We start from the raw sequence: 18,573 nt of genomic DNA, 5'->3' as shown, positions 1-18,573 counted from the left end.
AAGGCAGGTGCTCTCCCAACTGAGCTATGCGACCGTCTCATTATTCAACTTATATTGCTATTATTAAATTGTGGTACACCCTAGGGGGATCGAACCCCTGTTGCCGGGATGAAAACCCGATGTCCTAACCACTAGACGAAGGGTGCACATTTTTTTTGTGTCTGTCTTTTTCTCTCACAGACAAGAATTATATTATCATAATTCAGAAATTATGTCAACACTTTTTTTTGATTTTTTTTGCTTTTTTTTATTTATTTGCTATTTATCCTTTAAAATGTTATAATTCAGCATATTAACTGAAGGAGGAAAATATGAAATTTTTTGATTACATAAAACGATTTTTTATGTTTACACTAAAAGAAGTATATTCTTTTTTTCTAAAATTATCTTTACTATTTTTAGTTTTTTTCATTTTTATTACTTCTATGGTGACTTACTTTACATTTAAAAGCAAGGACAGCCATAAACCTAAAAATTACGACTATGTAATTTTTAATGCATCAGAAGTAACTGAAGATAAAATAATAAGAACAGGATTATTTGCAGGTTCTGAAAAATATAATATTTCTTTCACAGATATATTAAACAGTCTTGACAGCATCAAAGAAAATAAAGATATAAAAGGAGTTGTTATTGCTCTGGATCAGGTTGATCTTTCTTCTGCCAAAGTTGAAGAGCTTAACAAAAAATTTGCAGAACTTAAAAAGAATAAGAAAAAGATTTATGCTTATGGAACTTATCTTGATAACAAGAACTATCCTCTGGCAACTGCAGCCGATGAAATTATCATGATGCCGTCAGCCTCTGCAAACGTTTCATTAACCGGTTATAATTATACAAATTTATACTATAAGAAATTACTGGATAATTTAGGTGTAAATATGGAAGTTGTAAAGATAGGAGATTATAAATCCTATGGGGAAAATTATGTAGGCGATAAAATGTCAGATGGATTAAAAGCCGAACTGACAAGAATTTTTGACAACAGATACGATAAATTTGTTGATAATATTGCGAAAGCACGTAAAATTGATAAAAATACTCTGGATAATGATATAGTAAATGGTAATGATACTTCCCTTACTCCATTTACTGCAAGGGATAAAAAACTTGTAGATAAACTTGAAGGTCTTCAGGATTTAACACAGAGACTTGGAATAACGGAAGAAAAAATGGTAGATATATATGATTACTATCATGATCATAGTGCTGAAATAGAAGATAAAAATATAGGTAATGACACTATTGCTGTAATTTATGCTGAAGGATCTATTATAGACAGTTCAGCCGGTAATGACAGAACTATATCTATTTCACCTGACAGTATTTCTACCAAACTTGAAAAAGCCCTCAGAACTAAAAATCTTAAAGGAATCGTATTAAGGGTAAATTCTCCTGGTGGATCTGCCCTTGCATCAGAAGTAATATATCAGGCTCTGTTAAAAACTAATGTTCCTATATATGTTTCAATGTCTGAAACTGCCGCGTCAGGAGGATATTACATCTCAATGGCAGGTAAAAAAGTTTTTGCAGACAATGCCACAATTACAGGTTCTATAGGAGTTGTATCAATGATGCCGAAATTCTACAATGCACAGAATAAATATGGTGTTACGGCAAATACTATTTCCAAAGGAAAATATTCTGATATGTATAATCCATTTACTCCTTTGAGTGAAGAAAGTAAAGCTAAAATTTCTGAATCAATGCTTTCTACTTATAAGGAATTTAAATCAAGAGTTACTGCCAGCAGAAAAATAGATGATGCAACCCTTGAAAATTATGCACAAGGAAAAATCTGGCTTGGGGATGAAGCTAAGAATATAAAACTTGTTGATGAAATTGGTGGTCTTGAAGATACAATAAAAGCAATGGCTAAAGACCTTAAGTTAGAGGAAGATTATCACGTAGAAAATATATATACTGAAATGGATTTTGAGAAAACATTGAAAATGATATCCTCATTTATTTTTGAAAAAATCAGTCTAACTTCACAGCTGGAAGCAAAACTTCCAAAAAGTGCAAAACTTTTTGATGAATATAAACTAATTGAAGATAATCAGAACAAACCAATGTATTATTTACCATATAAACTGGAATTTTAATACTCAATTATAATATATAATAAAAGTTTATAGTATACAAATAAAAAAGGACCTATGTCCTTTTTTATTTGTATATATCTTTTCTCTATCCTGTATATTATTTTATTTTTTCATCTTTATATGTTTTTCTCTTTTTATCTTTATAAGTTTCTTTTCTATCTGAAATTTCTATAATTAATATTAACAAAATATCATTTTTTATTTCAGCTATAATTCTATAAGAGCCTACTCTATATCTCCATAATCCTTTCAAATTTCCCGTTAGTGCTTTTCCTCTTTGTTTTGGATTTTGTGTGCCTATTAAATTTTCTGAAATCCATTTTTTAAGAAGTTTTGCAATTGCTTTATTTAATTTATTTATTTTTTTAAGATCTTTTTCTGCAGACTCGGTAAACTTTACTCCATAAAACTTTCTTTCCATTATAATTCTAACCTCTTAAAGACCTCTTCAGCAGAAGCAGTTTTTTCAGATTTTGAATTTTCCCATCTTTTCAGTATTCTTTTTTCATCTTCTTCAGTTATTTCATCATATATTTTGTCTAAAATTAAGTTACGAACAAAAGACGACATATTAATATTATTTATATTGGAATATTCTTTTAAAAATTCTAAATCTTCTTTTTCCATTCTCAATGATAGTGTAGGCATTTTTTATCCCTCCAATTGTAATATTTATATTACAATTTTACCAAGTATTATTTTGTTTGTCAAGATATAAAAATTCCCTTTTGAATATATATTAACACCTTTTTACTATTATAGTATATAATTTATATTACTTATAAAGAACAAAAGTAAGCAAATATTTAAAATATCTCTACAAGTTTTTTTGCTTCGCCATCTTCATTATTTGTCCCTACCATTTCAAAATCTTCCGGCAGCATGTCCTTAAGTCTGTATAAGGCATTTCCCATTATAAAACCTTTTCCTGCCATTGTAAGCATTTCATAATCATTTTCACCGTCACCGAAGCTGACAGCATCCTTTATATCTATGCCATCCCGTTTCAGAAGAAATTTTGCCGCATTTGCCTTATTTGCAGTTTCTGAAAAAAATTCCACACATGTTTCATTTGCAAAGGCTATTGTTACTTTTCCTCCCGTTTTTTCAATAATTTCCTTTTCAAGTTCAACTAGAGCTTCATGTTCCCCTATAAAAAATATCTTCTGTATATCCAGCCCCATTAATTCCTCTTCCTCAACCTCCTCAGGTAGTGCAGGAAAAGCTTTTCTTTCTTCTTCAGATATATGCTCTGTTGCTCCTATTGGTACAAGCCAGTCTTCTCCTGAAAATACGTTCATAAAAATATTTCCACCATATTTTCTGTAATCTACTTCCAGAATTTTCTCCGCTTCTTCCTTTCCAAGTAAATCTTCGAATATAACTTCCCCATCCTCATCATTTATCCTTGCACCATTTGCAGAAATAAGCGGTATTGTTATTCCAAGCTCATCCATTACAGCTTTTGCAAGTCCATAGTTTCTTCCTGTCGCTATATAGAACTTTATTCCTCTATCTATTAATTCCCTCACTGTTTCCCTTGTAAAGTCTGATATCTTACTCCTATCATTCAGCAATGTCCCATCAAGGTCACTTATTACTGCCTTATACATACATTCCTCCTATTTCCATTTAAGCAAATAATTTTGCCAGTTCTTCCATAAATTCCTCTTCAGTAAACGGTTTTGATAAAAATCCCCTTACTCCGGCTTCTTTCCCCATTCTTACATAATTCTGAAAAGTTATCATTGTACTGCAGAGCATAATTTTAGCTTCAGGATCATAATCCATTATTACTTGTGCCGCTTTTATTCCATGAAGTCTTGGCATATTAACATCCATCGTCACTATCACAGGCTTAATTTTTTTATACATTTCTATAGCCTCCAGACCATCCCCCGCTTCATATACTTCATACCCCTGATCTGTCAGTATTTCCTTTATATCCTCTCTTATATATGGTGTATCATCCACAACTAATGCTGTTTTTTTCATAATTCTGTCCCCTTTCAGATTTTTATATAAATTAACTTATTTTAACGTTTTCTACATTTTTATAAAAACAATTCGACTAATTTTTTTGCCACTCCGTTATCTGCATTTGACTCGACAGTTTCATTTTCAGGAAGAGATTCCTTCAGCCTGTAAAATGCATTCCCCATTACAAAACCTTTTCCCGCTTTTTTTAAGAGATCATAGTCATTACATCCATCTCCAAAGGCTACACTGTCCTCCAATGTCAGACCATCCTTTTCAAGCAGAAACTTTGCCGCATTTGCCTTGTCACTTTCCTTACTGAAAATTTCCAGACAATGTTCCAGTACAAAGGCAATATTTACTTCCCCCTTTGTAACCTCTTCTATTTCCTTTTCCAGTTCCAGCAGCTCATCATGTTCTCCCAGGAAAAATATTTTAGTAAATTCCTTTGTTTTAAGGTCTTCCAGTGTAGTAACTTCCGGGAAAAAAGTTCTTTTAGGATTTATTTTCATATAAAATTCTCTTCTGTCTTCCGTTACATACCAGTCATTTCCAGAATAAACATTTAAAACTATGCTTTCTCCCTTTTTCTTATAATCTATATCCAGTATTGAATCAGAATACTTCTTTTCCAGATTATTAATATATATTTCCTTCCCTTCTTCATCCATTATCCTTGCTCCATTGGAAGTTATCAGAGGTATTTTCAAACCTAACTTGTCCATTATGGCTTTTGCCCCTGAATAGCTTCTTCCCGTCGCTATATAGAATTTTATTCCTTTATCGATTACTGCCGAGACTGTTTTCTTCGTAAAGTCATCTATTTCATGACTTCCATTAAGTAATGTCCCATCCAGATCACTTACCACCGCTTTATACATTAAATATACCTCCTGTCTATCAAAAGATTTTACCATATTTCAGGTTAAAAATAAATTACTTTATTTTTTTTTCATTTTGCTTTATAATTGAATATATAAAAAGAAACAGGGAGTGATTAAAAATGGCCACATTCGAAAAATATCTTAATTCTGAAGGAGATACAGAGAACAAGGAAAGACAGCTTAAAATAATAAATAAAATTATTTTGTCTGATGAATCAGTGCAAAAAATAAAAAATATAAACAAAGAAATTAAAATTCTTGCAGTTGCTGAGATTTACTGTCCTGACTGCCGTGCAGTCGTTTCCTTTCTGGAAAAATTTGCTGAACTGAATGATAAAATAAAAATAGAATACAGCACAAGGGAAGAAGCTCATGAACTACTTCTGAAAGCTACTGGAACAGCAAGAATTCCTACTCTGTTTGCAGACAATGGAAATAAATCGGAAGTATTTTTAACTGAATTTCCTAAAGTTGTTCAGAAACATATGTCTGAAAATCCTGAACAGTTTGATGAAATAAAATATAACTTCAGAACTGGAAAGTTCAATAAAGAAATTGAAGAAGAATTAGTTTCATATTTAGTTTCCCTATAATTTTTTCAAATAAAATTTTATAAAAAAACAGCGTCTATAAATCTTCATTTATTTTGCGATTTATAAATGCTGTTTTTTACTTTTCTGAATGTTGCTGTACAGTTTCTATATTAATTCCTGAATTTTGATTTCCACCTTTTTTCCCATGTATTATTACCAGATTTCTTTTTCGATATTTATTTATTTCCAGTTCCAATATATTCATATTATTTTTATAAATATATAAAAAACTGTCATTTAACCTTTCATCTGGCACAATTACAAAGAATTCCCCATAGTTTTTGAGAAGTCGTCTTATTTGCATGAATAATTCTTCTAAAGTAAGAGTTACTTCATATTTACTTATTCTTTCAGATTCATTTTCAGGCAATCTTCCTGAGCTAACTTTCCTATAGGGAGGATTTGAAACAATATACCCGTATTCCCCCTGTATATCTTTTATGTCTTCATTTATCCCAATAATTTTATCTTCCAGCTGATTTATTTTTATATTTTCATTCAGATGTTTAAAAATACTTTCCTGAATTTCCACAGCGCAAATTTTTTCTATTGTCTTAATTTCAGATAAAAGTAGAGATATTGTCCCTTGTCCTGATCCTATTTCCAGTAATATATTGGATCTTTTCCCAGTATTTTCTTTTTTACAGCTGGCCAGCTTCTTTTTTACAAAATTTGACAAAAGAAGGGCATCTTCTGTAATTTTCAGCCCTTCATCCTTTACTATAATTTTTTTGTCTACACTTTCTAATTTTTCAATATAAAAATCATTAGTTATTTTCTTCATAACAGCAAACCTGTGTTTTTTCAATTTCTATTTTTTCTTTTTTATTAAATTTTATTTCTGACAGACTGTATCTCTGTAGACCTTTTCCTTCAATATTTACAAAAATAATATCATTCAGCATATTCATGCTTACTACATTTCCTTTTCCCTCAGCAGTCATAACAGACTGGCCAATAGCCGGAAAATCTTCCTTTACTTCCAGATACTGGGCGTTTTCAAACCCCATACAGCATTTCAGTCTTCCACATACTCCTGAAATTTTTGAAGGAGCTACCGATACTCCCTGTTCTCTTGCCATTTTTATTGAAACTGAATCAAATTTATTTATTATTGATTTACAGCATAATGTTTTTCCACAGTTTCCACAGTCACCCACCATTTTGGCATAATCTCTTACCCCAATTTGTCTAAGTTCTATTCTAACCCTGAAAATAGAAGCTAATTCTTTCACAAGTTCCCTAAAATCAACTCTGTCTTCTGAAGCAAAATAAAAAATTAACTTTTTCTTATCAAATGTATATTCAGTTGACACTAATTTAAGATTAAGGTTGTATTTCCTAAGTTTATTTTTAAATATATATCCCGCTTTTATTGCTTCTGTTTTTAATTCATTATTTTTTTCAATATCTTTTTTTGTAGCAACTCTTATAATCATTTTAAGAGCTTCCCCATTACTTTTTATAGCGGCTTTTTTTAGAGATATTACCTTTCCTATTGCTAATCCCATCTGTGTTTCTACAATTACCTGATCATTTATTTCCACTGAAAACTTAGGATTATTAAGAAAATAATACCTTTTTTGAAACGCATCAAAATATACGTCTATTACCTGTTCTAAAACATTTTCTTCATTTCCTATACTGCAGATATTGTTACCAGTATATTTCCTTTCCGTACTTTCCAAATGCACTTAAAATTCTCCCTTCATCATTTTGCTTTATCTGATAAAATTCTACCCTCTTTCTGAATGTCCTATTTACCTCTTTTACAAGTTCCCTGAAATCAAGTCTAGTTTCAGCAGTAAAATAAAAAATTAATTTATTTTCATCAAAAGTGTACTCTCCAATTACCAGATTCATTTCAGGCAAAATATCCTTTACTATTTTTTTACATTTAAAATAAGCTTCATCAGCTTTAATATCTAATTCCTTAAGCTTTTCAACTTCTTTTTCTGTTAATTTTCTCTTTACTTCCCTTATTTTTACTTCATCATTTTCTTCAAGTTCCATTCCTAGCTTATTTGCTACTCCCAAAACTATTCCTATCTGTTCACCTCTTATTGTGTCAACAATTACATGGTCTCCCTTTTGAAAATTTTGAAATTCATTTATTAAAAACGGATAAACTTTTTTTGTTTTCCTAAATTTTATATTTAATACTTTCATAAAATTCCACCTTCTAAGAAACTGAAATATCCTTTCTCACTTATTATTATATGATCCAGTAAGCGTATCTCTATTCCTTCAAATATCTCCTTAATTTTTCTAGTTAGTGCAATATCAGCCTGTGACGGCTTTAATGAACCTGCCGGATGATTATGTACCAGAATGACTGATTTTGCATTGTAATTCAGTATTTTTTTTATTAGTTCCCTTATGTAGACAGTGCTTCTGTCAATTGTCCCTTTAAACAGTTCCTCTTCCTTCAGAAGTTCATTCTGAGTATTTAAAAACAGTACTTTAAATACTTCAATTTCCCTGTTTAACAGAGAAAATTTCAAATAATCCAGTAACTGAACATTACTTGAAATAGTAATTTTCTCATTGTGTATTTTTAGATATAACTGCCTTTCAATTATGGAAAACAGCATTTTAAAAAATATTGCCGTCCTTTCAGTTATATATTTATTTTTTTCCAGTTCTTCAGGAGATTGTTTTAATAACGTGTACAAATCTCCATACTTGTCAAGCAATTCCTTTGCTATTGCCTTACAGTCTTTTCTTACAATAACATAAGTCAGAAGTAATTCTAAAATTTCATAATCCTGAAATCCTGATAACCCTGACATTAAAAATCTGTTTCTCAGTCTTCCCCTGTGTCCCTCATTATTTTTCATTTATCCCCCAATTTTATATATCCCCTGTTATTCCATCCCCTTTTAAGTGATTTTCCCTTAATCAATTAAAAAAATGGCGTACCTGTGAGGAATCGAACCCCAAGCCTTCTGATCCGAAGTCAGACGCTCTATCCAGTTGAGCTACAGATACATAAAAATAATCGATAGGTAACAACAATCTTGCTATCCTATCGATTATGAATTTTTATTACTATAATTAGTTTCTTAAAGATTTCAATAATTCAAAGTTTTCTAAGATTTGTTGCTCTTTTTTGATTTCTTTAGCTAATTCTTCTTTTAATTTTTTGTATTCAGCTGCTTTTTGTTTGAATTCTTTTCCAAAAATGCTTGTGTCAGCATTAGCTTCGATATCAGCTATTCTTTGGTCGATAGCTGCATCCATTTTTAAATAGTTGTCTAATCTTTGTTGTGCAGCGTTTGCAACTGCTTCTTGTTCTCTGAATTTGTTTTCTTCCATTTGTTCTAATTTTTGTAATTGAGCTTCTAAGTTGCTTAAGCTGCTTTCAAGTGAAGATCCGCTTGCTGGCGCTTTTTTAGCTGCTGAGAACCCAACACTACTTAATACTAATACTCCTAATAAAACTGCTAATTTCTTTTTCATTACTAATTTCCTCCTTTTAATGATTCAACTGCTTGATAATTTTCTACTGTTTTAGATAAAGATTTGATTTCTTCATCTAATGCTTTTACTACGTTTTTATATTCTTTAACAAGATCTCCGTATTCTCCTTTAAAGAATTTTGCTCCTGCTGAACCTTCGATTTTTGCGATTCTGTCTTCAAGAGCCGCTTTTAAACGTTGTCTTTCATCTAATTTTCTTGATGCAACTTCTGCATTTGCTCTTAATTTTGCATATTGTTGGTTTTCAAGGTTTACTAAATTTGTAAACTGAGATTCCAATTGGTTATATTTTGCGTTTATTTCCTGATAACCTGCAAAAGAAACAGCACTTAGAATTAAAAATAAAGCTCCTAATTTTTTCATATTATCCTCCTATACATGTACCATTTGTTCTGATTACATTTAAAGCTTTTATATATTATATATTATTTATCTTTTATTGTCAATTTTTATTTATTGATAGTTAATCAATATGTAAAAATTACCAGTAATAGACATCTGTACCGGAATTTAATTATATTTTATCATTAAAAACTGCTTTGAAGGAAAATTCCTTCAGAGCAGTTTTTTATATTTTATGCTATTATTTTCCGCAACTGCAAATGTTTATATTGTAGAATGCTTTTTTACCTTCGTAAACAGCTTCATCTGCTAAATCATCTTCAATTCTTAATAATTGGTTATATTTAGCCATTCTGTCTGTTCTTGAAGCAGATCCTGTTTTAATTTGTCCTGCATTTGTTGCAACAGCTATATCAGCTATTGTATCATCTTCAGTTTCTCCTGATCTGTGAGATACTACTGCAGTATATCCTGCTTTTTTAGCCATTTCGATAGCATCTAATGTTTCAGTTAATGTACCGATTTGGTTAACTTTTATTAATATTGAGTTTGCAATTCCTTCTTTAATTCCTCTTTCAAGTCTTTCAGTATTTGTAACGAATAAATCGTCTCCTACTAATTGAACTTTTTTACCTAATTTTTCAGTTAATAATTTGAATCCTGCCCAGTCATCTTCAGCTAGACCATCTTCAATTGATACGATAGGATATTTTTCGCATAATCCTGCATACCATTCTACCATTTCTTCAGAAGATCTTACTACTCCACCTTCTCTTGCGAATTTGTAAACGTATTTGTCTCCTTCTTTTTTTGCAAATTCAGATGAAGCGGCATCCATTGCGAATGTAATTTCTTCACCTAATTTATATCCTGCAGCTTCAACTGCTTTAGAAATGATGTCTAATGCTCCTTCAGTACCATTAATGTTAGCAGGTGCATATCCTCCTTCATTTCCTACGTTTGTAGAGTCTCCGTTAGCTTTTAAAAGTTTTCCTAGGTGATGGAATATTTCAGCACCCATTCTTAAAGCTTCTTTATAAGTTTTTGCTCCAACAGGTTGTACCATGAATTCTTGAACGTCAACAGCAGAGTCAGCGTGAGATCCACCATTTAAAATATTCATCATAGGAACAGGTAATTCTTTTGCATTAACTCCTCCTAAATATCTATATAAAGGTATTCCTAATTGATTTGCAGCTGCTTTAGCTACTGCCAATGAAACTCCAAGTATTGCGTTTGCCCCTAATTTTCCTTTGTTAGGTGTTCCGTCTAGAGCTATCATTGCTTTATCAATAGCAACTTGATCTAAAGCGTCCATTCCAATTAAGTTTTCAGCTAAAACTGTATTTACATTTTCAACTGCTTTTAATACACCTTTTCCTAAGTATCTGGATTTGTCACCGTCTCTTAATTCAACTGCTTCGTGTTCTCCAGTAGATGCCCCTGACGGTACAGATGCTCTTCCCATTGCTCCGCCTTCTAAAAATACTTCCACTTCAACAGTTGGATTTCCTCTTGAATCAAGTATCTCTCTTGCATAGATATCTTCAATTCTAGTCATTTGTAATTACCTCCATCAAATTTATTTAATTTACATCTTGATTATATCACAATGTCTATTTATTTTCAAAACAATTTTTTACGATTACCGTAAATTTTTCTTAATTTTGAATTATTAAAACCTATTTTATATTTTCAAGTTCATTATTTGCATACTCTATTGCAAATTCTAATCTTATTCTTTCTTTTACATCTGCAAATGTTGCTTCTTTAAATGGTACTTCCCCTGTTTTTCCTAATAGGAAATATCCGAATTCTTCCTGCTGAGTTAATATTTCTCCAGTTTTTGAACCAAATAATTTATCCATCAGTGCAGGATCATTTTTACCAATTCCTGGAATGCTGTCATTTTTTGCCAATGTCTTAAATTTCTCTTTTACTGAGAAGTTATATTTACCTTGTGATTCAACTTGTTCCCAAGTTACTTTCTTTGAATCAAGTTCTGCTTTTACATCATTTAATCTCTTCACAAGTGCATCTTTTGTTTCCTGTGATATTGTTGGCATTATTAATATATGGCTTACTTTTGCAAGGTTGGCATTGTTGGCATTTTTATCCTGTACATATATTATGTGATATCCAAACTGTGTTTTTACAGGTCCTACAATTTTACCCTTTTCAGCTTTTTTTACAGCTTCAGCAAATTCAGGCACAAGCTGTGTTAAATCAATTTCACCACCAAGACTTCCTCCGTTTTGCGCAGAACCTGGATCTTTACTGAATTGTTTTGCTTTTTCAGCAAAATTTTCAACTGTTAATGATTTCATTATGTCTTCTGCCTGTTTTTTGGCAGCTTCAATATCCTTACTTGATGCAGTGTACTCATCTCCAATTACATATCCTGAAATAGTATTCTGAGTATTGTACAATTCTTTTTTAGAGTTAAATCTTTCCTGCATTGCCGCTTCAGACGGTTTATAAGTATCAATTAAGTGATTATAGTATTTCTTTGAATAACTGCTTAATTCACTTAATCCTGTCAGTTCAGGAGAAACTTTAATTCCTGCTTCTTTTGCTTTAGCCTTAATTTTTAAAAGTCTTTCCAAACTGGATTTAAGCCCATTTTTTATTGTATCAACCATTTCCTGTGAATATCCCTGAGGTGTTGACATATATAAAGACATAAGCTGTTCATTTACAGAAGCATTTGTGTACTTATATCCATCTTTTTCAATTACTACTTTATTTGAATCTTCATAAAGTTTTTTAAATTCAGGGCTTACTATTTCTATTTTTGCCTTAGCTTTTTCCTTTTCTATAAACGAATTAATAAGGGCATCTGCCACTTCACCATTTAAAGAATCTTCTATTTCTTTTTTTGATTCTTCAAAAGTTCTTCCTGAAAGACTACTATATCTAAGTCTTTCATACATCTTCTTCACTTCTTCTTCACTTACTTTAGAAGACGCAAGTACTTTTTCCTGAACCTTTTTAGCTACTTCCTGTTCCCTTAAAACTTCCTTGTAAGTTGCCAAGTTGTATCCGCTCTGAGTTAACGCCTGTATAAGATTGGCTTTCCCTCCTGCCTGTTTCTGTGCATTTTCTATAGCTTTATTTATAACACTTTCATCAGCTTTTATTTTTAATTTTTTTGCTCCGGCCAGTAATACTTCCCTATCAATCATAGTCTGAAAAATGTATTCCTTCAATATATTTTCAGGCAATTCCTGCATTGTGTCTGTAGCTACACCCATTTGAGCAAGCTGTTGTTTTTTCTGTGAATTAAGTGCTGACATATTATTTTTCAAATGGTACAGCTCTCTTTCAAATTCATCCCTATAGATTTTTTTTCCATCGACTTTTGCTATTACCTGTCTATGTGAATCATGGTTTATAACGCTGTTCTTCAAAAAAAGAATTCCACTTATTATCATAGATAAAGCAAAACCGAGTATTAAAATAATAGAAATTATTTTAATTGTCCCTTTATGATTTCTAATTCCCATATCTCCTCCTATTTTTTTACAAGTATTTCTATTATATCAGTAATTCCCTCAGAAATCTACTATAAATATTTTATTTTACAAAAAAAAGTAAATTCAAATAAAATTTATATCAATTTATATATTTTATACCTGAGTATACAGAAAAAGAGATAATTTATATTAGAAAACTAAATTATCTCTTATACCTATTTATTATTTTAATTTCTTAAATTGTTCTTTTTTTGCTGCACATAATGGGCATACCCATTTTTCAGTGATATCTTTAAAAGCAGTTCCTGATTTTATTTTATTATCAGGATCTCCTATTTTAAAATCATAGACATATCCACAGTCTGTACAAACATATTTTTCCATCTTATTCAGCTTTTCCTAATTCTTCATCAAATTCATATAATGCTGCTGTATTTTCATCAACTTTAAACAGATTTAACTTAGTTATGATTGTATCGAACAAGTCTTCTTCTTCTTCCTGCTCAGTTACGAACCAGTTAAGGAAGTTTTCAGCTCCAAAATCATTTAAGCTTCTTGCTAAAGCATAGATTCCTTCGATTGAAGCAGTTACTGCTTTTTCATGATTCATAGCATCATTAAATACTTCTAAAATTGTAGCAAAAGTTCCTTTAGGTGCATCAAGTGCTTCCAATGTAACTTTTCCACCTCTTAATAAGATATAATCATAGAATTTTTGTGCATGTTCTCTTTCTTCAGCCGCATGCCCATTCATCCATTTAGCAAATCCGTCTAATCCAATATATTCAAAATGTGCCGCCATTGCCTGATATTGATAAGCTGCTGCCAGCTCCATGTTTAATTGTCTGTTTAATTCTTTTTCTAAATCTTTTGATAATTTCATTTTATACCATCTCCATTCTTATTTTTTTAATTAATTTTCTTTTATTGTTTTTAAACACTCAGAACACTTTCCCTTTAGGTAAAAGTGAGTTTCTTCAACTTCAACATTTCCCAACTTCATTAAATCTAATTTTGATAAATCTATGTCAAAATCTATTATTTTTCCACACACTGTACATTTAAAATGTCCATGCGTATCCATTACAACATCATATCTGACTTCATTATCTTCTATAATTACTTCATTTACAATACGACTGTCTACAAATATATTAAGTGTGTTGTAGACTGTTGTTTTAGATAACGTTGGAATTTCTGTTGAAAGATTTCGAAATATGTCATCAACTGTAGGATGTGTATGGTGATCTAATAAATATTGAAATATTTTTATTCTCTGGATTGATGGCTTTATGCCATTTTCCTTTAGATATTCACCTACATTAAGCATATTTTTCTCCTTCCTTAATTTTTTTTATGTATACATATAAATTAAGTTTTCGGATAACATATATATCCTTTTTGTATCCGTTATAATTTTATAACGTTTTGTATATAATGTCAATTATTTTTTTTCATTTAACAGTCAAACTACTTTTTCGTTTTTATATACAAAATATTAGTAGACAGAATATCTCATTAAATATCTGTCAATATTTTCTCCATATTCATTTTCAAGCTTTTCAGCTATTACAAAACCGGCTTTCTTATAGAGATTTTTCGCAGCTTCATTATCTATTCCCACAGTCAGTTCAACTTTTGAAATGTCATGTTTCATTAAATAATTCATAACATAAGCAAGTAACTTCCCGGCATGTCCCTGTCTTTCATATTCTGTTACTGTCGAAACTCCGTAAAGATACGCTGTTTTCATGTCAAAGCCCCTAAGAACCTCTATTACTGAAACAAGTTCATCTGAGATAAATTCTTCCTTGACATTATCTCCTTCTAATCCTTCTACTTTCCCGGCAGCCCTATTTCCTCCACAATTTTCTCCAGTGCAGTTATTTTTCCCCTTTTTTAAAACTGCAAATACTTTACCATATTTTGCAAAAGGCTTTATATTCCATTTTCCTACAGAACCTTCTCCAAAAACTTTATCTTCATGCTCGACTATCTCATCAAAAAGTTTATTATCTTTATCATGGGAAAGTTCCCTAATATAAAAACTATTTCCATTTAAAATATAGTTATCCATTATCTCCATATTTAATCCCCTTTTCTATAATTTCTTAATAATCTACCCTGTAAAGATAAAGCCCTTCTGCAGGTGCCAGTATTTTCCCTCCGTCTGCATCAGGATTCTCCAGTTTTTTTATTATATAATCTTCATCTTTTTCTTTAAAATATACCGCCAGAGCAGATCCTATCATTATTCTTACCATTGTTTTCAGAAATGAACTTCCTGAAATTTCAATTTTTATTTCTCCTGTATTTTCATCAGATACACATTTCACATCATAAATTTCCCTTATTGTATTCCTCAACGCCTTGTCTTTTTTCATAAAACTGCTGAAATCATGTTTTCCGATATATATTTTCATTAATTTTTCCAGTATTTTACCATCTACCCTGCCTTTTATTCCAGCAATATAACTCGCTTCAAAAGGAGTGATTTCCTCCTTTTTTTTCATAATGTATAAATATGTTCTTCTTTGTGCATCAAATCTGGAATTAAACTCCTTCCCCACTTCTTCTATTTCAAGAATTTTTACTTCTCCATAGAGATTTTTATTTATCTGACTTCTAATTGCTTCAACAGGAATATTTTTTTCAATTAGAAAGTTAGAAACTTGTCCTGTGGCATGAACCCCTTTATCTGTCCTTCCCGATGAAATCATGTTGACTTTTTCGGAAAAATTTTGAAAAAGTATCTTTTCTATTTCCCCTTGAACCGTTTTTCCTTTATTTTGTCTTTGAAAGCCTTCAAACTTACTTCCATCATATTGATATACAATTTTTATATTTTTCATTTCCACTCTCATTCTATCTTTTTTTATATGAAATTCTAATTTTTTTCTAAGCTTATTACCTTATTATATAGTTAGAATTAAAAACATAAAAATAAATAACTTTTTTCTTCAAATAACTTCCTTAGGAAAAGACTTTACGTAATGTGAAGTCTTTTTCTACTTTATTAACAGGATTATAGTAAACGGCTTCCTAAAATGTAATTATGCATTTTTATAGAAGCCGTTTTATTATTATTTAAAAACTATATTATTTTCACTGTCAAATTCAACTCTGACAAGAGAATGCAGATTTATGCCTTTTTCCCTTAGCTTTTTTCCTCCATCCTGAAAACTTTTTTCAATGACAATACCTATTCCAGAAAGTTCAGCTCCTGCACTTTCAACTAAATTCACGAGACCTAATGCCGCAGATCCGTTTGCCAGAAAATCATCTATAACCAGTACTTTATCATCCTTTGATAAATAATTTTTTGATACTCTCATTTTGTATGTTTTTCCTCTTGTATAGGAATATACTTCACTTTCATAAGTACTTTCATCCATATTACTGCTTTCCACTTTTTTAGCAAATAACACAGGGACATTGAAATACTGTGCTGTCATTACCGCTATTGCAATTCCTGAAGCCTCCACAGTTAATATTTTCGTAACTTCCTTATCAGAAAATCTTCTTTTAAATTCCTTACCTACTTCATTTAAAAATTCCACATCTATCTGATGATTCAGAAAAGAATCAACTTTTAAAATACAACCTTCTTTTATTATTCCCTCTTTAAGTATCTTCTGTTTTAAATATTCCATTTTCTGCCTCCTCAAGATTTATTTAAAATTCATACAGTATATATATTACTAAAATTTACAAAAAAAGAGCATTTCATCGAAAGATATGCTCTTGTAATTAGGTATTTAAATTGCTATGAAATATCGCAAATAGGACACGATTGTTAGGTATTCAGCTATTAAACAGTAATATCAGGAATTTATTGTTTATCTATATATTTTCTAAAGTTATTTATAAAAAATGGTGCGAAAGGTGGGACTCGAACCCACATGTCGAAGACGCTAGATCCTAAGTCTAGTGCGTATACCAATTTCGCCACTCTCGCATTTTTTATTTAAATGGTGAGCCATACTGGAATCGAACCAGTGACACCATGATTAAAAGTCATGTGCTCTACCGACTGAGCTAATGGCTCATAATATGGGGTGACTGACGGGACTTGAACCCGCGACAACCAGTGCCACAAACTGGCGCTCTACCAACTGAACTACAGTCACCATTATTATAAAGTTTATTACTATTCTCACTTATTTTTCAAAAAAATGGAGCGGGAGACGAGGGTCGAACTCGCGACATTCAGCTTGGAAGGCTGACGCTCTACCAACTGAGCTACTCCCGCATTATTTGTAATGGTCGGTGTAGCAGGATTTGAACCTGCGACCCCCTGCTCCCAAGGCAGGTGCGCTACCGAACTGCGCTATACACCGTTACGTTTATTTTTTGTTCCGTTCCTTTCGGACAGATAATATACTATCATTTTTATTTCTTTTTGTCAACAGTTTTTTTTATTTTTTGAAAAAATTTTTTTTAATAGCCGTAAAACAAGGGTTTCACATCATTAAAAACAATTTTATTTTACATATATTCTAAAATTTTTTTATAAATAACAAAATTATATCAGAAAATAAATGTTAATACGGAAACTATATTTCTAATTTATATGAAATTTTAATAAATGAAGAAATATGGTCTTCACATATTTTACATTTATATTTTTCATTTTGAGAAAACTTCAATTTTATGAAAATTTAATTTCAATATTTTCTAGATTAATCTGGAATTTTATTCCCATTTTCCATTTTTTCCTGAAAATAATAATAAGAATCCACTGTATCAAGTAAATATCCATCTACACCTATCGATCCAAGTTTTCCCCTGTATTCCTTTATTACATTTTTCCATTCACTATTCCAGTATTTTACAATATAGTTGCCTTTCCAGTCAGGATTTTCTTTTACTATCCATTTTGGCCATTTTTTACTCCATTCTTTTTTCCAGTAACCTCTGTAATCTTCAGCTTCTCCTATACTCAGGTAGGAAATCACAATTCTTTTCCCACCATTTTTTTTAGTTTTTAGCTGTTCAACCTGACTTTTTGTAAGAAAAATGCCATTATGCGAAGGTTCTATAAGCAGCAGATCAAAATCAGTATTTTTTAAATATTCAAAATATTGATTTATATCACTGAATTTTTCAGGATTCAATAAAAGGAGGTAATTTTTTACCTGTCGTAAATTTGTTATATTTTCTGAATTAAATCCCTGTATAGGATTATATATCGCCCTTGCTTCAAATTCTGGAAGAAGTTCACTTACAAAGCCTGTTTTAGCATCTTCTTTAAGCAGAAAATCCTTTTTTTCATTCCCTTTTGCATAATTAATTACAAATACCGGTTTCCCCTCTTTTCTGACAGGATTTAAAAGACTCAGCATATAATCCTTTGATTCTTTTTTAGTAACTGCATTGTATTTTAGGACATCTCCGTAATAAAGTGATTCCTGGGTCGTTCCATCAGTCACTGGAAAAAAGTTTCTATCCAGTTTTCCATCACGGAAATATAGTTCATTTCCATTTTGAGTTATAATATATTTATTTTTTCCTGCATCATTTCTTATTTCACGAATAAAATTTTTCATTCTGTCCTTATAAATTTCATTTGTATTTTCTTCAGAAATAATTTTTTCTTCAATAATTTTACTTTTTACAATATCATTCTGTAACTGTTGTGACTTCTTATTTTCTGAAAAACATGAAATTGAAAGTATAAGAAATAACAGCAATCCATATTTTTTCATATTAAA

At 30.7% G+C, this 18,573-nt stretch carries 22 protein-coding genes and 7 tRNA genes; 2 read left to right on the top strand and 27 right to left on the bottom strand.

What is annotated here, in order from left to right:
- Window positions 1–71 precede the first annotated feature (71 nt).
- Window positions 72–146: transfer RNA gene (locus HMPREF1984_RS01740), tRNA-Glu, on the bottom strand.
- Between the two features lie 165 nt (window positions 147–311).
- Here HMPREF1984_RS01740 and sppA point away from each other — a divergent pair.
- Entirely contained in the window at window positions 312–2,105 is a 1,794-nt protein-coding gene (gene sppA, locus HMPREF1984_RS01735; protein ID WP_021766148.1) for a signal peptide peptidase SppA, read from the top strand.
- Window positions 2,106–2,202: 97 nt separating this feature from the next.
- On the opposite strand, the gene HMPREF1984_RS01730 is transcribed toward sppA, so the two are convergent.
- From HMPREF1984_RS01730 to HMPREF1984_RS01710, 5 genes are all read right to left on the bottom strand, one after another.
- A complete protein-coding gene (locus tag HMPREF1984_RS01730) occupies window positions 2,203–2,526 on the bottom strand; it encodes a type II toxin-antitoxin system mRNA interferase toxin, RelE/StbE family (RefSeq protein WP_021766147.1) in 324 nt (107 codons plus the stop codon).
- Entirely contained in the window at window positions 2,526–2,753 is a 228-nt protein-coding gene (locus tag HMPREF1984_RS01725; protein WP_021766146.1) for a DUF6290 family protein, read from the bottom strand. Before HMPREF1984_RS01725 ends, HMPREF1984_RS01730 begins: the two co-directional genes overlap by 1 nt.
- 158 nt (window positions 2,754–2,911) lie before the next feature.
- Complete coding sequence (locus tag HMPREF1984_RS01720; protein WP_021766145.1) at window positions 2,912–3,718, bottom strand: Cof-type HAD-IIB family hydrolase; 807 nt, start codon at window positions 3,716–3,718, stop codon at window positions 2,912–2,914.
- A 19-nt stretch (window positions 3,719–3,737) separates the two neighbouring features.
- Entirely contained in the window at window positions 3,738–4,100 is a 363-nt protein-coding gene (locus HMPREF1984_RS01715; RefSeq protein ID WP_021766144.1) for a response regulator, read from the bottom strand.
- 59 nt (window positions 4,101–4,159) lie between these two features.
- Window positions 4,160–4,963, bottom strand: a complete 804-nt coding sequence (locus HMPREF1984_RS01710) for a Cof-type HAD-IIB family hydrolase (protein ID WP_036099369.1) — start codon at window positions 4,961–4,963, stop codon at window positions 4,160–4,162.
- Between the two features lie 122 nt (window positions 4,964–5,085).
- Here HMPREF1984_RS01710 and HMPREF1984_RS01705 point away from each other — a divergent pair, with 122 nt between their 5' ends.
- Window positions 5,086–5,559 carry a thioredoxin family protein gene (locus HMPREF1984_RS01705; protein WP_021766142.1) on the top strand — a complete coding sequence of 158 codons (474 nt, stop codon included), beginning with the start codon at window positions 5,086–5,088 and terminating at the stop codon, window positions 5,557–5,559.
- Between the two features lie 76 nt (window positions 5,560–5,635).
- Here the strand turns inward: HMPREF1984_RS01705 and HMPREF1984_RS01700 are convergent, their stop codons facing one another.
- The 21 genes from HMPREF1984_RS01700 to HMPREF1984_RS01605 all read right to left on the bottom strand — a co-directional run bounded on the left by HMPREF1984_RS01700 (window position 5,636) and on the right by HMPREF1984_RS01605 (window position 18,567).
- The gene (locus HMPREF1984_RS01700) at window positions 5,636–6,343 is read right to left on the bottom strand and encodes a tRNA1(Val) (adenine(37)-N6)-methyltransferase (protein ID WP_021766141.1); all 708 of its coding nucleotides are present in this window, start codon (window positions 6,341–6,343) and stop codon (window positions 5,636–5,638) included.
- Window positions 6,327–7,253 (bottom strand): regulatory iron-sulfur-containing complex subunit RicT, encoded by a 927-nt coding sequence (locus tag HMPREF1984_RS01695; protein ID WP_051314417.1) that lies wholly within the window; start codon window positions 7,251–7,253, stop codon window positions 6,327–6,329. The genes HMPREF1984_RS01700 and HMPREF1984_RS01695 overlap by 17 nt, the downstream gene beginning before the upstream one ends.
- Entirely contained in the window at window positions 7,216–7,728 is a 513-nt protein-coding gene (gene ricT / locus HMPREF1984_RS01690) for a PSP1 domain-containing protein (protein WP_021766139.1), read from the bottom strand. Before ricT ends, HMPREF1984_RS01695 begins: the two co-directional genes overlap by 38 nt.
- On the bottom strand, window positions 7,725–8,399 hold the full coding sequence (gene radC, locus HMPREF1984_RS01685) for a DNA repair protein RadC (protein WP_021766138.1): 675 nt from the start codon (window positions 8,397–8,399) through the stop codon (window positions 7,725–7,727). The genes ricT and radC overlap by 4 nt, the downstream gene beginning before the upstream one ends.
- 74 nt (window positions 8,400–8,473) lie before the next feature.
- Window positions 8,474–8,550 (bottom strand) — tRNA-Arg (locus tag HMPREF1984_RS01680).
- Window positions 8,551–8,616: 66 nt separating this feature from the next.
- A complete protein-coding gene (locus tag HMPREF1984_RS01675) occupies window positions 8,617–9,021 on the bottom strand; it encodes an adhesion protein FadA (RefSeq protein ID WP_021766137.1) in 405 nt (134 codons plus the stop codon).
- A gap of 2 nt (window positions 9,022–9,023) precedes the next feature.
- Window positions 9,024–9,404 (bottom strand): adhesion protein FadA, encoded by a 381-nt coding sequence (locus HMPREF1984_RS01670; RefSeq protein WP_021766136.1) that lies wholly within the window; start codon window positions 9,402–9,404, stop codon window positions 9,024–9,026.
- 220 nt (window positions 9,405–9,624) lie between these two features.
- Window positions 9,625–10,944: a phosphopyruvate hydratase gene (gene eno / locus HMPREF1984_RS01665; RefSeq protein WP_021766135.1), complete on the bottom strand. Its 1,320-nt coding sequence runs from the start codon at window positions 10,942–10,944 to the stop codon at window positions 9,625–9,627.
- Between the two features lie 121 nt (window positions 10,945–11,065).
- Window positions 11,066–12,889 (bottom strand): peptidylprolyl isomerase, encoded by a 1,824-nt coding sequence (locus HMPREF1984_RS01660; RefSeq protein WP_021766134.1) that lies wholly within the window; start codon window positions 12,887–12,889, stop codon window positions 11,066–11,068.
- A gap of 192 nt (window positions 12,890–13,081) precedes the next feature.
- Window positions 13,082–13,243, bottom strand: coding sequence for a rubredoxin (locus HMPREF1984_RS11080; protein ID WP_021766132.1), 162 nt, complete (start codon window positions 13,241–13,243; stop codon window positions 13,082–13,084).
- Window position 13,244: 1 nt separating this feature from the next.
- The gene (locus tag HMPREF1984_RS01655; protein WP_021766131.1) at window positions 13,245–13,742 is read right to left on the bottom strand and encodes a ferritin; all 498 of its coding nucleotides are present in this window, start codon (window positions 13,740–13,742) and stop codon (window positions 13,245–13,247) included.
- A gap of 30 nt (window positions 13,743–13,772) precedes the next feature.
- On the bottom strand, window positions 13,773–14,189 hold the full coding sequence (locus HMPREF1984_RS01650) for a Fur family transcriptional regulator (protein ID WP_021766130.1): 417 nt from the start codon (window positions 14,187–14,189) through the stop codon (window positions 13,773–13,775).
- Between the two features lie 168 nt (window positions 14,190–14,357).
- A complete protein-coding gene (locus HMPREF1984_RS01645) occupies window positions 14,358–14,945 on the bottom strand; it encodes an N-acetyltransferase (protein ID WP_021766129.1) in 588 nt (195 codons plus the stop codon).
- A gap of 25 nt (window positions 14,946–14,970) precedes the next feature.
- Window positions 14,971–15,711: a tRNA pseudouridine(38-40) synthase TruA gene (gene truA / locus HMPREF1984_RS01640; RefSeq protein ID WP_036099366.1), complete on the bottom strand. Its 741-nt coding sequence runs from the start codon at window positions 15,709–15,711 to the stop codon at window positions 14,971–14,973.
- A gap of 231 nt (window positions 15,712–15,942) precedes the next feature.
- Window positions 15,943–16,512 (bottom strand): xanthine phosphoribosyltransferase, encoded by a 570-nt coding sequence (locus HMPREF1984_RS01635; protein ID WP_021766127.1) that lies wholly within the window; start codon window positions 16,510–16,512, stop codon window positions 15,943–15,945.
- Between the two features lie 221 nt (window positions 16,513–16,733).
- Window positions 16,734–16,817, bottom strand: a tRNA-Leu gene (locus HMPREF1984_RS01630).
- A gap of 14 nt (window positions 16,818–16,831) precedes the next feature.
- Window positions 16,832–16,907 (bottom strand) — tRNA-Lys (locus HMPREF1984_RS01625).
- A gap of 6 nt (window positions 16,908–16,913) precedes the next feature.
- Window positions 16,914–16,989: transfer RNA gene (locus tag HMPREF1984_RS01620), tRNA-His, on the bottom strand.
- 46 nt (window positions 16,990–17,035) lie between these two features.
- Window positions 17,036–17,111: transfer RNA gene (locus HMPREF1984_RS01615), tRNA-Gly, on the bottom strand.
- Window positions 17,112–17,122: 11 nt separating this feature from the next.
- Window positions 17,123–17,199: transfer RNA gene (locus tag HMPREF1984_RS01610), tRNA-Pro, on the bottom strand.
- Window positions 17,200–17,541: 342 nt separating this feature from the next.
- Window positions 17,542–18,567 (bottom strand): endo alpha-1,4 polygalactosaminidase, encoded by a 1,026-nt coding sequence (locus HMPREF1984_RS01605; RefSeq protein WP_021766126.1) that lies wholly within the window; start codon window positions 18,565–18,567, stop codon window positions 17,542–17,544.
- Window positions 18,568–18,573 lie beyond the last annotated feature (6 nt).

This window comes from Leptotrichia sp. oral taxon 215 str. W9775 (assembly GCF_000469505.1).
Taxonomy (GTDB): domain Bacteria; phylum Fusobacteriota; class Fusobacteriia; order Fusobacteriales; family Leptotrichiaceae; genus Leptotrichia_A.
The sequence above is the reverse complement of the archived record's forward strand: the minus strand, read 5'-3'. Positions and strand labels throughout refer to the sequence as shown.